We start from the raw sequence: 13,377 nt of genomic DNA on the forward strand, positions 1-13,377 counted from the left end.
GACAGACCGGGCACAACGCATGGAGTGTCGGTATGCAAACCTGGATCACCTGGCTGCGGGGCTTTTCCATCCGCGCCCGCCTGATCGCGTGCATGGGCCTGGTCGTGGGCATCGGCCTGCTGGTCGGTGGCGGCATGACCGTGCAGCTGCTGGGCCTGAAAACTTCGCTGGATGACTTTGCCGACCAGGAGTTCATGGCCACCCAGAAAGTGGGCCAGCTCGCCCAGGTGCTGGGCCAGTTGCGCGCCAACGAAAGCGCCGCCCTCATCAACACCGGTGATTCAGTGACGGTGGAGGCTGAGGTCAAGGCCTGGAACGCCCGCCACGCGGAACTGGTCGACGTGCTGCAAAGCCTGAATGCAGGCGCCCCCACACCCGCCATTGCCGAGCAGGTCAAGGCCATGCAAGCCCTGCTGGGGGCCTACGACAAGGGCATCCGGCCCACGCTCGACCTGATGCTGTCGAACGCGATTTCGTCGTCGGCCGAGGCCTTCCAGAGCACCGCCGAAGGCCGCCAGCAAGCCGCTGAACTCGACAAGGCCGCCACCCGGCTGCGCAATGATGTGGAGAAACTGGCCCAGGCCCGGCGCGACCAGACCGGCGCCACCGTGCAGCAAAGCCTGCTGGGCCTGTGGGTGATGCTGCTGGCGCCGGGCTTCATCTTCCTGCCGCTGATGGGGCTGACCATCCTGTCGGTGTCGCACCCGCTCAAGCGCGCCGAAGACATCACACGCGCCATTGCCGACGGCGACCTCACCCGCGACATCAACCCCCGAGGCAATGACGAGATCGCCCGCCTGATGCTGGCCATGCACCACATGCAGGAATCGCTGCGCGACATGGTGGCCTCGGTGCGTGAATCGGCCCAGTCGATGCTGCGCGCCAGCACCGAGATCGCCGCCGGCAACCAGGACCTGTCGCTGCGCACCGAGCAGACCGCCTCCAGCCTGCAGGAAACCGCCAGCTCGATGGAGCAGCTCAATGACACGGTCGATCGCTCGGCCATGTCGGCCTTCACGGCCAATGAGCTGGCCGACACCGCCAGCCAGCGCGCCCAGCACGGCGGCGAGGTGGTGGGCAACGTGGTGCAGCAGATGGACGCCATCAGCCAGGCCTCGCGTCAGATCAACGACATCATCGGCGTGATCGACGGCATCGCCTTCCAGACCAACATCCTGGCGCTGAACGCGGCGGTGGAAGCCGCCCGCGCGGGCGAACAGGGCCGAGGCTTTGCGGTGGTGGCTGGCGAAGTGCGTTCGTTGGCCCAGCGCAGCGCCGAAGCCGCTCGCGAAATCAAGACCTTGATCGGCCAGTCGGTCGAGCGGGTCGATGTGGGCGCACAGCGCGTGAAAGACGCCGGCGAGGTGATGAGCGAGATCGTCCACTCCATCACCCGGGTGACGCAGGCCATGGGCGAGATCACCGGCGCCACCCAGGTGCAGGCCCAAGGCATCAGCCAGGTGTCGAAGGCGGTGGGCCAGCTCGACCAGATGACCCAGCAGAACGCCGCCCTCGTGGAACAGTCGGCGGCAGCGGCCGACAGCCTGCGCCAGCAGGCCCTGGCCCTGCACGACGCGGTGGCGCGCTTCAAGTTGCAATCCTGAATTGCAGATCTGACGAGCGCATTCGTCCGAAAAAGCCACCCGGTGGCCACAAATGACAGCTTTCTGGCCGTCTGAGTGAATGATCCACTGGGCGGGCCTGCTGCAGAATGTTGCAAAGCACCACAACGGGTCACAGAGCCCCGGTGCACCAACCGGGGAGCACGGCATTGAAACGTCTGACGGACCTCGCCTCGCAACTGGCACTGCTGCATCGGCGCGGCGCCAGCATTGGCGTGGATTTCAAGTTCATTGCCGACCACCTGAACCTGCACGTCTCGGTCAAAGACCCTGAACTGCGCTACCGCTACATCAACATGCCCGGCCAGGTGAACCACCTGTTGCCCGGCAGCCTGCAAGGCCAGCTGTCTGATGCCGACCTGATCGGGCAGGACGTGGCCAGCTGGCGCGTGCAGGCCGACCGACTGGCCCTGCGCAGCCGCGAGCCCCACATCGTCTGGTCTGAGCCCCAGCCCGGGCCCGACGGCCACGCCGTGCGCCAGCCTCAGGTCAAGATCGGCCTGCACGACGAACGCGGCATGCCCGCCGGCGTGCTCGACCTGGCCCCCGTGGGTGACGATGTCGAGCACATGCGCATGGAAGTGCAGCGCCTGCGCGAAGCCCTCGACCTGGTCACCGAGGTGCTGGGCCTGCTGATGCGGCACGACCATGAAACCGACCTGCTCGAACGCGTGTGCAGCACCCTCGTGGTCAAGGGCCGCTACCTGGCCGCCGCCGTGGTGCCCGTGGAAAGCAGCAAGCGCACCGTGCATGTGCCCCTGTGCCAGGCGGGCAACCGGGCCGAACTGTGCCTGCCCGGGCCCTTCCGCCTGGACGACCCCATCTGGGAAAGCCACCCCCTGGTGCGCACCGTGGAATCGGGCATCTGCATGGTGCAGCGCCTGAACTCGGCCCGCGAACAGCCCCTGTGGCAACAGGCGCACCCGCCCGAACACGCCCAGGCCCTGATCGCCCTGCCGCTGCACACCGACGACGACGTGCACGCGGTGCTGCTGCTGGCCTGCGACGGCGTGGACAGCTTTGCCCCCTCGCGCGCGGTGCTGCTGCAGCGCATGGCCGACGAACTCTCGCTGGGCCTGGAGCTTCTGCGCTCGCGTCACCGCCTGGCCACCGAGCGCCAGCAGAAAGAGCTGCACCTGCGCCAGCAACTGGCCACCTCGCAACGCCTGAACCTGGCCACCCACAGCGGCCAGGTCGGCCTGTGGGAGTGGGATCTGGCGCGCAACACCGTGGTGCTGGACGAACAGGCCACCGCCCAGCTGGGCCTGCCCTCGTACGCACGCACCCTGCCCCTGAACACGGTGCTGGGCTGGATCCATGCTGACGACCACCCGGGTGCGGTGGTGGCGCTCGACCAGGTGCGGCACGAAGGCCTGGCCGTCGACACCACCATGCGCATCATCCCGCCCGACGGCCGCGAACGCGTGCAGCGCGTGTGCATGGCCGCCTTGCGCCAGGAAGACGGCACCATCACCGGCGTGCTGGGCGCCAACCTCGACATCACCGACCCCACGCGCGACATGGAGCGCCTGCAGCACCTGGGCACCAAGCTGCAACTGGCCACTCAGGCCACGGGCCTGGGCATCTGGGAGCTCGACCTGGTGCAGTTCCGCATGCTGCTCGACGGACGCGCCTGCCAGATCCATGGGCTGGACGAACCCCAGTCGGTGGTGAGCTGGCAGACCTGGCTGCAGTGGGTGCACCCGGCCCAACGCCAGGAAGTGCATGACCAGTTCAGCCGCGGCCTGCGAGAGGCCAGCCAGGGCCAGTTCGAATGCGCCCTCACACCGCCCGACCAGCACCCCCGGCGCCTGCTGGTGAACTGGGCCAGCCAGGCCAACGAAGAAGGCCAGGTTCAGCAACTGCTGGGCACCCTGGTGGACCTGACCGAGCGCCGCCGCAGCGAGGCCCGCACCGCCCAGACCCACCAGCGCCTGGCCCTGCTGGCCGGGGCCACCGGCGTGGGCCACTGGCGCTACGACCTGCAGGAAGGCTTCCATTTCGACGAGCCCATGCTGCGCTTGCTGGGCGTGCACACCACACCACCGCCGGCCACGGCCTGGCTGATGGAGATGTGCCTGAACGGCACGCAACGCGAGGCGCTGGAGCTGGCACTGATCACAGCCGACGAACAGCTCGAAGTGGCGCTGCAGTGGCAGGGCCTGGACGGGGTGAACCGCCGTGTGATCTGGCTGGGCACGGTCGACCGAGACAGCCGCCGCACCGTCACCCGGGCCGAGGGCCTGTGCATCGACGTGACCATGCAGCACCAGCTGGAAGAAGCCCGCCAGCGCGAAAGCCTGGGCCACAAGGCCGACCGCAGCGCGCTGGTCTCGCGCATCAGCCAGGAACTGCGCTCGCCGCTGAACGCCATGCTGGGCTTTGTGCAACTGCTGCGCCGCTCGGGCAGCCCTGAGCGCCTGCAGCAGTTCGACGACTACATGGCCCAGGTCGAACAGGCCGGCTGGCACATGCTGGCGATGGTCAACGACGTGATGGACCTGTCCAGCCTCGAATCGGGCAGCACGCCTCTGGACATTGAAACCGTCTCGCTGGTCGACCTCATGGGCGAACTGCTGCCCCTGATCGAACAACTGGCTTCGGTGCAGCACGTGCGCATCGACCTGCGTGAACTGGGCGCCTGGCCTTCGGTCAGGGCCGACCGCCGCCTGCTCAAGCAGACCCTGGTGAACGTGGCCTCGCACGGCATCCAGCGCACCCCGGCCTATGGCACTGTCACCCTGGCCTTCGAGCCCTTCGGGCATGAGGTGGCCATCCGCGTGATCGACGAAGGCCTGCCACTGACCCCCATGCAGGTGGGCGCCATGCTCGACCCCTACGGCGCCCTGCAAGAAGCGACCCTGAATGACAAAGAGCCCCACCAGGGCATGCGCCTGGCCATCTCGCGCCAGGCCCTGGAATCGATCGGTGGGCACCTGCGCATCGACAACGGCCCCGACAGCCCGGTGGCCCTGAGCCTGGTGCTGCCACGCGCCGAGCCCCTGATGGACACCCTCCTGCCCGTGCCAACGCGCATCACGGCAGACGAGGCCGTGCAGGTGAACGCCCACACCCGAGGCAAGGTGCTGTACGTGGAAGACAACCCCAGCAACGTGCTGCTGGTGCGTGAGTTCCTCAGCCTGCGCCCCGAGGTGGAGCTGGTGGTGGCCCACAACGTGGCCGAAGGCCTGGCCGCCGTGGCGGGCCAGCGCTTCGACTTCGTGCTGCTCGACCTGCAATTGCCCGACGGTGACGGCTACGAAGTGCTCCAGGCGCTGCGCAGCCAGCGGCACCCCACGCCCTGCGTGGCCCTGACCGCCAACGCCATGATCAACGAGCGCAACCGCGCGCTCGAAGCCGGTTTCGAGGCCTTCTGGACCAAGCCCCTGAACCTGCCCGAGTTCCTGCAGGGGCTGGACCTGTGGCTCAGCAGCCGCCGCAGCCGTGCCGAGGCCTGAAAGCCCATTGAACAGCCCATGAACACGCCATGTGCGCCGATAATGGGCACATGAAGCTGCGTTTCACCAAGATGCAAGGCGCGGGCAACGACTTCGTCGTGCTCGATGCCACCCAGGCGCCCCTGGCCTTGAGCCCGGCGCAATACCGGTTCCTGGCCGACCGACGCTTTGGCATCGGCGCCGACCAGATCCTGATCGTCGAGCCCGGCAACGCCGCCAACGGCACCGACTTCACCTACCGGATCATGAACGCCGACGGTGGCGAGGTGGAACAGTGCGGCAACGGCGCCCGCTGCTTCGCGCGCTTCGTGCACGACGCCGGCCTGACCACCCAAACCAGCATCCGCGTGCAGACCCTGAAGTCGGTGATCGAACCGCGCCTGCAGGCCGATGGCCGCGTCACGGTCGACATGGGCGCGCCCTTTCTGGTGCCTGCCGAGGTGCCCTTCAACCCCGAAGGCCTGAGCCCCACCCTGGTCAACGGCTGCGCGCTGTACACCATCGAGCTGGCCAATCACCCGGTCGATGTGGCCGTGGTCGGCATGGGCAACCCGCATGCCGTCACCCGTGTCGGCAACGCCGAACAGGCCCCGGTCGATGAACTGGGCCCCCAGATCGAAGGCCACGAGCGCTTCCCCCGCCGCGTGAACGCCGGCTTCATGGAAGTGGTCAGCCGCAGCCACATCAAACTGCGCGTGTACGAACGGGGCTCGGGCGAAACGCTGGCCTGCGGCTCGGGCGCCTGCGCCGCCGTGGTGGCCGGCATCCGCCTGGGCTGGCTCGACAACACCGTTGATGTCGACATGCGCGGTGGCCGCCTCACCATTTCCTGGGCCGGCCCCGGCCAGCCCGTGCTCATGACAGGCCCGGCCGTCACCGTGTTCCACGGCGAAATCGACGTGCCCGCCCTCTGACATCCGACCCCATACCCCTGCCATGAACCTGCAAGGCATCACCGAAGACGAAATCGCGAACTACCTGATCCACACGCCGGGGTTTTTCGAGCGCCAGGCCCAGCTGCTGCATGCCGTGCAGCTGGTCAGCCCACACGGCCAACGTGCCGTGTCGCTGCAAGAGCGCCAGCTGGAAATGATGCGTGACAAGGTCAAGGGGCTCGAACGCCGCATCATGGAGATGATCCGGCACAGCCAGGAAAACGAAGCCATTGCCCAGCGCCTGCAGCACTGGGTGCGCACCGTGATGCTCACGCACGACGACGCGCAACTGCCCGAGGTGCTCACCACCGAACTGCAGCGGCAGTTTCTGATCCCGCAAGTGGGCCTGCGCGTGTGGGGCAACGCCCAGCACCCGGTCAAGCCCGAGCATGCCGAGCTGCCCTGCGCGCAGGCCATCAGCGACGACGCCCGCAGCTTTGCACGCAGCCTGACCCTGCCTTACTGCGGCGTGAACGCCGGCTTTGAAGCCGCCCGCTGGCTGGAAGACCCGACCACCGTGGCCTCGCTGGCCCTGCTGCCCCTGCACCATGATGGCGACGTGTTCGGCCTGCTGGTGCTGGCCTCGCCCGACGCCACCCGCTACACGGCCGACATGGGCGTGGAGTTCCTGACGCAGATCAGCGAGCTGGCCAGCGCCGCGCTGTCACGGCTGCTGGCCTGAAGGCTGGCGCCTGATCAAGCGCCCGCCTGACGCCGACGGCGCGCTGCCGCCACGGCCAGCCCCGCACCCGCCAGAGCCAACCACGTGGCGCCTGCCTCGGGCACAGCGCTCACGCGCTCCAAGGTCGTGGTGGTGAAGCTGTACGAGGTGTCCTGGGTGACGCTGCGCACATTGAAGTACTGGCTCACCAGCTCAATGCCGAAGCGCGAAGCGCTGCCGCCCCTGGCATTTTCCAGGCCCAGGGTCAGCACCCCTGGCGCCGAGATGCCATAACGGCCAGCGTCCCAGGTTTCAGAGCGAACCGACAAAAAGGTGTCGGTGCCCGCCGTACCGGCCCGCACCCCATCGAAGGTCACGGCGGGCGGCACCGCCACGGTGGCCCCGGTGCGCGGGTGCGTGAAGCTGCCATTGCGGCCCTCCACGCGCACCGCTGCGTCGCGCACATCGCCCGTGAAGTTGAAGCGCACATCGAACCAGTGGGCCGTGCCTTCGTCCGGGGCCGTGAAGCTGCCACGCCAGTCCAGCATGTCGTAGCTGCCGTACTGGGTTTCGGTGGTCTGCTGTACGTCGATGCGGCTGACACGGTAGGCATACAGCTCACCGGTGGCGGCGTCGACAAACTGCGAACTCATGTCCAGGCCCAGGTCCACCACCGTGCGGCCCAGCTCGTTCGTGGCCGACGCAATGCCCACGTCGGTGTAACGCCAGGCTCCGAACAGCTCATCGGGCAGCAACTGGGCTTGCGGGCTCGAGGTGGTCGACGTGATCGACACGCCCACGCGGGCCTCGGCCAGGTTGATCAGTTCAGACTGAAACGCCTGGGCATGCCCGGCAGCCAGCGCCCAGGCGCCACACAGGGCCACGCCCTTGAACGACATCCATGCGCGCTTCATGCGGCCTCCTTGAGGGCGTTGTTGGTTTTGCTTTGCTTGCGGGCGGCGCCCAGGGCCACCAGCGCGCCCACCAGGGCCAGGCCCACCACTTCGGGCTCCGGCACGGCGGCCGGCGTGTACTGCAGCGACGAAAACTGGGTGCCCTGGAAGGTGGTCTTCTGGTAGGTGTTGTAAGCCTTGCTGCTCACGCCAGCAAACCAGCGGTCGGTGTAACCACCCGGCAGGTGGTCGGTGGCCAGCAGCACACCGGTGCTGTCGGAGCCCACAGAAGCCACCGTGGCGCTCCAGCGGGTGTCAACGGTGGTGAGGAACACATTGCCACGCTGCTCAGCGGTCTGGCCATCCACCAGCACCCCGGCGGCCACCGGCACACCCAAGCCCGAGTGGTTGTGCACAAACTGGCCCGACGTGCCGTACAGGCTCACGTTGAAGCTCGCCACAGGCTGAGAAAACGAAAACTGCAGGTCCAGCCACGAGCCATTGGCGCCCGCGGCCCCTGCACCGGGCTGCCCTTGGGCATCTCGCACCTTGCCCGTGCTGGTCAAGGTGTCCACCGAGCCGTACACGGCCAGCACATTGCGGCCTGTGCGCTGGGTCACTTCGCGCACATCGAACAGCACCCCGTTGATGGTTTCCTGCCAAGCCGGCGAATACAGCGTGTCGCTGAACGTGTCGCCCACGCTGAGCTGCTCCACGAACACATCGTTGGTGGTGCTGATGAACTGACGCACGTCGGTGAGTTGCGCGGCATACGAGCCGCTGACCGACACATTGACCGACAAGGCAGCGTGTGCGCCACTGACGCACAGCCACCCTGCCGCAGCGCACAGGGCGCGCGTGAACAGGGGGTTCATGGTTCCTCCGGGTTGAATGACAAGCCCGAAGGCCCGCGCTTTTGTGCCCGTAGGTTACGCCACCGATGCCCCTTCTTTCAATGGGGTTCCCACCAAAGGGGGCCAGGATCCCGAGTTGTCGGGATGGTTAGGAGCAAATCCAAGCTCTCACACTGCTGGGTTGCCCCTACTGCCGTCTGACCCATGCGCTCCATTGTTGTTGCCGCTGCCGCCGCCCTCTGGCTGGCCAGCACCACGGCCCAAGCCACCTCCATCGTGGCCACCTTGCCTGTCTTCTACACCGACGAAGCCAGCTTCCTGGCTGCTGCGGCGTCAGCGCGCATCACGCTGACCGAAGAAACCGTCGAGAACCTGACTTACCCCACAGTCCAGTCACTCACTCAACTGGCGTCTGGGCTGAATGTGCAATCCAACACCGCGCTGTTCCCCCACAGCGGCAACTTCTGCTGGGGGCAGTCGGGCTGCATGCTTCTGGTCAACCCAGTGGAAGGCAGCCGTCTCACATTCACCTTCGACGCCCGCACCATGAACGCCTTCGGCTTTCACACCGGCGACCTGGGCGATGTGGGGCCCACCACCTTCACCTTGCAAACGCCACAAGGTTCAGCGTCTTATGTGTTTCATTACCAGGCCGACTCCAACCACAAGTTCTTCGGCGTGATCAACACCCACCGCGCTTTCAACCAGGTGGTGGTGACGGGCAGTGCGCCAGGCGACGCAGTCGGCTTCGACCAGTTCCGCTTCGGCAAGGTCAGCCCTGTGCCAGAACCTTCGGCCATCCTGCTGATGCTGGCCGGCGCACTGGCTGCCGGGGTTGCCGCACACCGGCGCCGGGCAGGCTGAGGCCACTCTCACGTTCAAACCCGGCGCTGGCGCCCCCACACCCCCCAAGCCAACAGCCCCACGGCGGCCATGGCCCAAGTGCTTGGCTCGGGCACAGGCAACAGGCGTGACACCGCCACCTGCTCATACACCGGCGTGGGCAACCAGACAAAGTTCCCGTCACGTGCGGTGTCGGCATACACCCACAAGTTTGTAATGTCTGCGCCCGGCGCGGCTTGCGCCAGCAGGCCGCTGAACGTGACATCGGGCTGATAACCCAGATCGAGGCGCCACTCGGTCAGGCCCGACGGCCCGATGCCCCGGTCGACCATGGTCACCTGCTGCCCATTGAACGTCACCACTGGCGCCTGGGCGCTGGTCAGGCTCAGGGTCAGCGACAGCAGCGGGTCGGTGGTGGTGGGTTGAAGGCTCAGCGTCTGCCAGCCCACCTCGGGCGGCCCCGCCAAAGCCGGCCCAGAGCTCACTGAAAACCGATCCACCGAAGCGGCCCGCAAGTGCCAGTCGTCCCCCTGGATCAGCTGCGTGCCCTCCTGGCGAACCACCCACTGGCCGTTTTCGTCGCGGAAAGGTTCTGAAGTTTCGGGCGCCCACCACTCAGCCGACACGAAGGTCTGCCTGCGGGTCACCCCCACCCATTCGTCGAAAGTCAAGAAGGAATAGGAGGCGGTCGTGAGGTCACGCGCGCCCTCGGGCCCCGTCAATGTGGTGATGAAATTCACCTCGCCGATGGCGGCCTGGGCCCCACCGGCACACAGCGCCCATGCCAACACACCCCATGCGGCCACGCCGCAGCCCCCCTTGCTTTTCATGCAAGCCTCCGCTGTTGATTGATGGTCACATTGAACCCACTCGCCGCAAAAAGCGCCATAGAAATAGCCCGAATGCACTGCGCCCCCCTCAATCAAGCGGGGTTCCATACACATCTGGTGACCAAGGGTGGGTTGTTTGCTGCGCCGCAGCGTGTTAAAAATGTCACAACCGACGCGCTACGGAATCCACATGGCGCGCTGTCTTGAACCTACACGGGAGTGATCCACATGTTTTTCCAACGCGCAGCACTCGGCATCGCAGCCGCGCTGGCCTTCTCGGCCGCCCACGCATCCGTGCCCCTGGCCTCCGGCCCGGGCGCCATTGACCTGAGCGACGGCAGCGAAAGCATCTTCGCCGCCGCCTACACCCCTGCCGCCTACAGCTTCGCGCTGGGCGCAGGCAGCACCTACCAGCTCGACCTGTCGTTCTTCTCGCTGTTCGGCCCGGTCAACATCAGCAGCATCGCTCTGAGCGGCCCCACCGCCAGCAGCCTCAGCCCCAGCGCTGGCACCGCTTCGTTCACCGGCCTGGCCGCTGGCAACTACAGCCTGACCTTCAACTTCGCGCCCAGCTCGGGCCTGCTGGCCGGCAACATCAATGTCACCGCCACCCCGGTGCCTGAAGCCGAAGCCACCATCCTGGCCCTGGCCGGCATGGGCGTGGCTGGCCTGATGGCCGCTCGCCGCCGCCGCGCTGCCTGATCCAGCAGGGCGTCGTCAAGCCGCCCAGCCAGCGGCTCAGCATGCGCCACCCCAGGCGCTTGAGCCTGGCACCAGCCGACCCTCGGGTCGGCTTTTTTTGTCGATTTTTTTGACAGTGCGCCTGGCTCAGCCCATGTCACCCCTTTGAAATCAATGGGTTACAAATTGGCACAACTATTGCGACAAGTGAGTTGAAGCCGCCTTTGACCAGGCGGGTGCATCCCTCACAAGCTAAGGAGCCACATTTTGCGCAAGCAGTACATCGCCATGGCGGCCAGCACCCTTGTCATGGGCGCCGCCCAAGCGGGCGTGATCCCGTCCGGTCTTCAAACCAACGTGTCCAACGCCACCATTGCCGGCTGGGGCTGGACCGAGTGCTCACGCACCAACGCCTCTTACGCAGCCAGCACCGCCGCCGTGCTGAGCAGTTGCCAGGGTGACTACCTGGCCATGGGCATCTGGGACGCCAGCCTGGGAGCCTACGGCGTGGTGGGCGTGGGCGCGTACAGCACCGTCACCCGCATCACCTACGCCGACTACCGGGGTGACGACAACGGCACCGTGCAAAACTGGTCCAACGGGCTGAACTGGTACCGCACCTCGGGTGACGGCTCTTGGGGCTTCACCACGGCGGCTGAAACCGCGCTCAACAGCGCTGACATCAACCTGTTGAACGGCATCAACAGCTTTGACAACGAGGGCACCCTTGAAACCACGCTGGCCAAGGGTGTGAGCTTCCACGTGGACTACTACGGTAACTTCAGCAATGGCTGGGCTTACAACGCCACAGGCAACAACTTCACGCCGATGGAATACTACGGCAATGACCAACGCGTGTTCTGGACCGTGTCTGCCCCGCAGGCCGTGCCCGAGCCCTCGGCCCTGGCCCTGATCGGCCTGGTGCTGGGTGGTGTGTACCTCAGCCGCCGCCGCGCCGCCTGAACCAGCAGGCGCTCTGGCCACAGCCGATCAGCCGACCTCAGGGTCGGCTTTTTTGTGCCCACCACCAGAAGCGTGAAGTTTTCACTCCCCTGGCTGCAGGGCTGGAGGGTGGTCGGCCGGTTACACCTTGTCACCTGGAGCTAAGCTTTGCAGCGCCGTGCTCGGCTGGGCACGGACTCTTGCCCACAGCTCACGCGGAGGACCCCGTTTTGCGCACGCCCCACACCGCCCTGGCCGCTGCCATCACCATGTCGCTGCTGGCCAGCACGGCCCACGCCGGCGTGATCCCATTTGGCATTCAAACCAACGTCAGCACCGACACCGTGGCCAGCTGGGGCTGGACCGAGTGCTACCGCTCCAATGCCACGTCCGCCCACCTCATCAGGCCTGTTCTGGACGCCTGCACCGGTGGCGACTACATGGCCATGGGTTTGTGGGACGCATCGCTGGGCGCTTACGGCGTGATCGGCATGGGCGAAACCAGTGCGGTGAGCCGCATCACCTACGTTGACCACACCGGCGACGACACCGGCACTGTGCAGAACTGGTCGAATGGCCTGAACTGGTACCGCACCTCCGGCTCTGGTGGATGGGGCTTCACCACCGCCGCAGAAACGGCCCTGAGCATTGGCGTTGAGCGCAATTTGATGGACGGCTTTGGCAATGCGAGCACCGCTGGCACGCCAGAAACCACGTTGGCGCGTGGCCTGTTTTTCAGCACCGGGAGCTTGGGCGTCTTGGGCGGCAGCATCCAATACAACCCCACAGGCAACAACCGCACAGGTGTTGCCACGGGTGACCAGCGCGTGTTCTGGACCTACTCGTCCAACCCGCAGGCCGTGCCCGAGCCCTCGGCCCTGGCCCTGATCGGCCTGGTGCTGGGTGGCGTGTGCCTCAGCCGGCGCAAGGCATCAAGCCAAGGCTGAGTTGACCGCTCGCTGGCGCTTCAGCGTACTGCGCCTGGCCAGCCCAACGCCGGCCAGCACAAGCACCGCCAGTGCCATGGCGCCAGGTTCAGGAATTTCTGACACATCACCGGTGACTGTCAGACGGTAGTCGCCATGGTCTGCCACGACATAGCTTGCACCGTTCCACGTGATCGGCCCCCTGCCGAACGCTGACCCAGACAAGGCGTCCACATCATCGAAGTCCCACGAGCCCACCGCCAGGAAGTAATCGCCTGCGGCCAGGTTCGCGCTCATGAAGGCGTCGCGGTCGTAAATCGACCCATCGCCGTTGATGTCGGTCGGAGGCGAAGTGCTGCTCCCGCCCGCCCCCTCCCATGACAGGATGTCAAAGGTGACGCTGCCCGGCGAATTCACAGTGAATCGGTGGATGCCGACGGTCGTCTGCACCAAATCGCCAGAACCGCTGTACCAAGGTGCGGCGGCCCCCAGCTGCAACCCACCTGTGCGGTACAGCGTGCCGTCCACGACGGATGCCGGCATTCGCTGCAGTCGCCACCGTCCAAGCGATCCAACTGATCGCTGCTTTCACCTTGGATCCAACGTTGCGCATGGCATTCACCTTTTGGTTGATGAATGAGCCAAGACGCCAGCAATTTCTGCACCTGCAGGGATGCCGAAAAGCACCACTTCGGTCAGGTGGCCTGCGTGCCCTTGTTCGTCATGGGCACG

The 13,377-nt window shown here is 66.3% G+C and carries 12 protein-coding genes; 8 read left to right on the forward strand and 4 right to left on the reverse strand.

The genetic code is table 11. The annotated features are described in order from the left end of the window. The first annotated feature begins 32 nt into the window (after nucleotides 1-32). The 4 genes from EYS42_RS14905 to EYS42_RS14920 all read left to right on the forward strand — a co-directional run bounded on the left by EYS42_RS14905 (nucleotide 33) and on the right by EYS42_RS14920 (nucleotide 6,697). On the forward strand, nucleotides 33-1,604 hold the full coding sequence (locus tag EYS42_RS14905; protein WP_130968992.1) for a methyl-accepting chemotaxis protein: 1,572 nt from the start codon (nucleotides 33-35) through the stop codon (nucleotides 1,602-1,604). A 167-nt stretch (nucleotides 1,605-1,771) separates the two neighbouring features. Continuing rightward, complete coding sequence (locus EYS42_RS14910) at nucleotides 1,772-5,080, forward strand: response regulator (protein WP_130968993.1); 3,309 nt, start codon at nucleotides 1,772-1,774, stop codon at nucleotides 5,078-5,080. Between the two features lie 50 nt (nucleotides 5,081-5,130). Beyond that, nucleotides 5,131-5,994 (forward strand): diaminopimelate epimerase, encoded by an 864-nt coding sequence (gene dapF / locus EYS42_RS14915; protein ID WP_130968994.1) that lies wholly within the window; start codon nucleotides 5,131-5,133, stop codon nucleotides 5,992-5,994. A 22-nt stretch (nucleotides 5,995-6,016) separates the two neighbouring features. Beyond that, nucleotides 6,017-6,697: a DUF484 family protein gene (locus EYS42_RS14920; RefSeq protein ID WP_130968995.1), complete on the forward strand. Its 681-nt coding sequence runs from the start codon at nucleotides 6,017-6,019 to the stop codon at nucleotides 6,695-6,697. A gap of 14 nt (nucleotides 6,698-6,711) precedes the next feature. Here EYS42_RS14920 and EYS42_RS14925 read toward each other — a convergent pair whose 3' ends face one another. Then, nucleotides 6,712-7,590: a PEP-CTERM sorting domain-containing protein gene (locus EYS42_RS14925; RefSeq protein WP_130968996.1), complete on the reverse strand. Its 879-nt coding sequence runs from the start codon at nucleotides 7,588-7,590 to the stop codon at nucleotides 6,712-6,714. After that, nucleotides 7,587-8,444, reverse strand: coding sequence for a hypothetical protein (locus EYS42_RS14930; RefSeq protein WP_130968997.1), 858 nt, complete (start codon nucleotides 8,442-8,444; stop codon nucleotides 7,587-7,589). The genes EYS42_RS14925 and EYS42_RS14930 overlap by 4 nt, the downstream gene beginning before the upstream one ends. A 183-nt stretch (nucleotides 8,445-8,627) precedes the next feature. Between EYS42_RS14930 and EYS42_RS14935 the strand changes: the two genes are divergently transcribed. Further along, nucleotides 8,628-9,287, forward strand: a complete 660-nt coding sequence (locus EYS42_RS14935; RefSeq protein WP_130968998.1) for a PEP-CTERM sorting domain-containing protein — start codon at nucleotides 8,628-8,630, stop codon at nucleotides 9,285-9,287. 14 nt (nucleotides 9,288-9,301) lie between these two features. On the opposite strand, the gene EYS42_RS14940 is transcribed toward EYS42_RS14935, so the two are convergent. Then, nucleotides 9,302-10,096, reverse strand: a complete 795-nt coding sequence (locus EYS42_RS14940; protein WP_165456808.1) for a PEP-CTERM sorting domain-containing protein — start codon at nucleotides 10,094-10,096, stop codon at nucleotides 9,302-9,304. A gap of 228 nt (nucleotides 10,097-10,324) precedes the next feature. Between EYS42_RS14940 and EYS42_RS14945 the strand changes: the two genes are divergently transcribed. The 3 genes from EYS42_RS14945 to EYS42_RS14955 all read left to right on the forward strand — a co-directional run bounded on the left by EYS42_RS14945 (nucleotide 10,325) and on the right by EYS42_RS14955 (nucleotide 12,666). Continuing rightward, complete coding sequence (locus EYS42_RS14945) at nucleotides 10,325-10,798, forward strand: PEP-CTERM sorting domain-containing protein (protein WP_130969000.1); 474 nt, start codon at nucleotides 10,325-10,327, stop codon at nucleotides 10,796-10,798. A gap of 246 nt (nucleotides 10,799-11,044) precedes the next feature. Further along, the gene (locus EYS42_RS14950; RefSeq protein WP_130969001.1) at nucleotides 11,045-11,740 is read left to right on the forward strand and encodes a PEP-CTERM sorting domain-containing protein; all 696 of its coding nucleotides are present in this window, start codon (nucleotides 11,045-11,047) and stop codon (nucleotides 11,738-11,740) included. A 209-nt stretch (nucleotides 11,741-11,949) separates the two neighbouring features. Continuing rightward, on the forward strand, nucleotides 11,950-12,666 hold the full coding sequence (locus tag EYS42_RS14955; protein WP_130969002.1) for a PEP-CTERM sorting domain-containing protein: 717 nt from the start codon (nucleotides 11,950-11,952) through the stop codon (nucleotides 12,664-12,666). On the opposite strand, the gene EYS42_RS14960 is transcribed toward EYS42_RS14955, so the two are convergent. Next, a complete protein-coding gene (locus EYS42_RS14960) occupies nucleotides 12,652-13,173 on the reverse strand; it encodes a PEP-CTERM sorting domain-containing protein (RefSeq protein WP_165456809.1) in 522 nt (173 codons plus the stop codon). The genes EYS42_RS14955 and EYS42_RS14960 overlap by 15 nt on opposite strands. Between the last annotated feature and the right edge of the window lie 204 nt (nucleotides 13,174-13,377).

It is taken from the genome of Aquabacterium lacunae (assembly GCF_004310865.1).
GTDB lineage: Bacteria > Pseudomonadota > Gammaproteobacteria > Burkholderiales > Burkholderiaceae_C > Aquabacterium > Aquabacterium lacunae.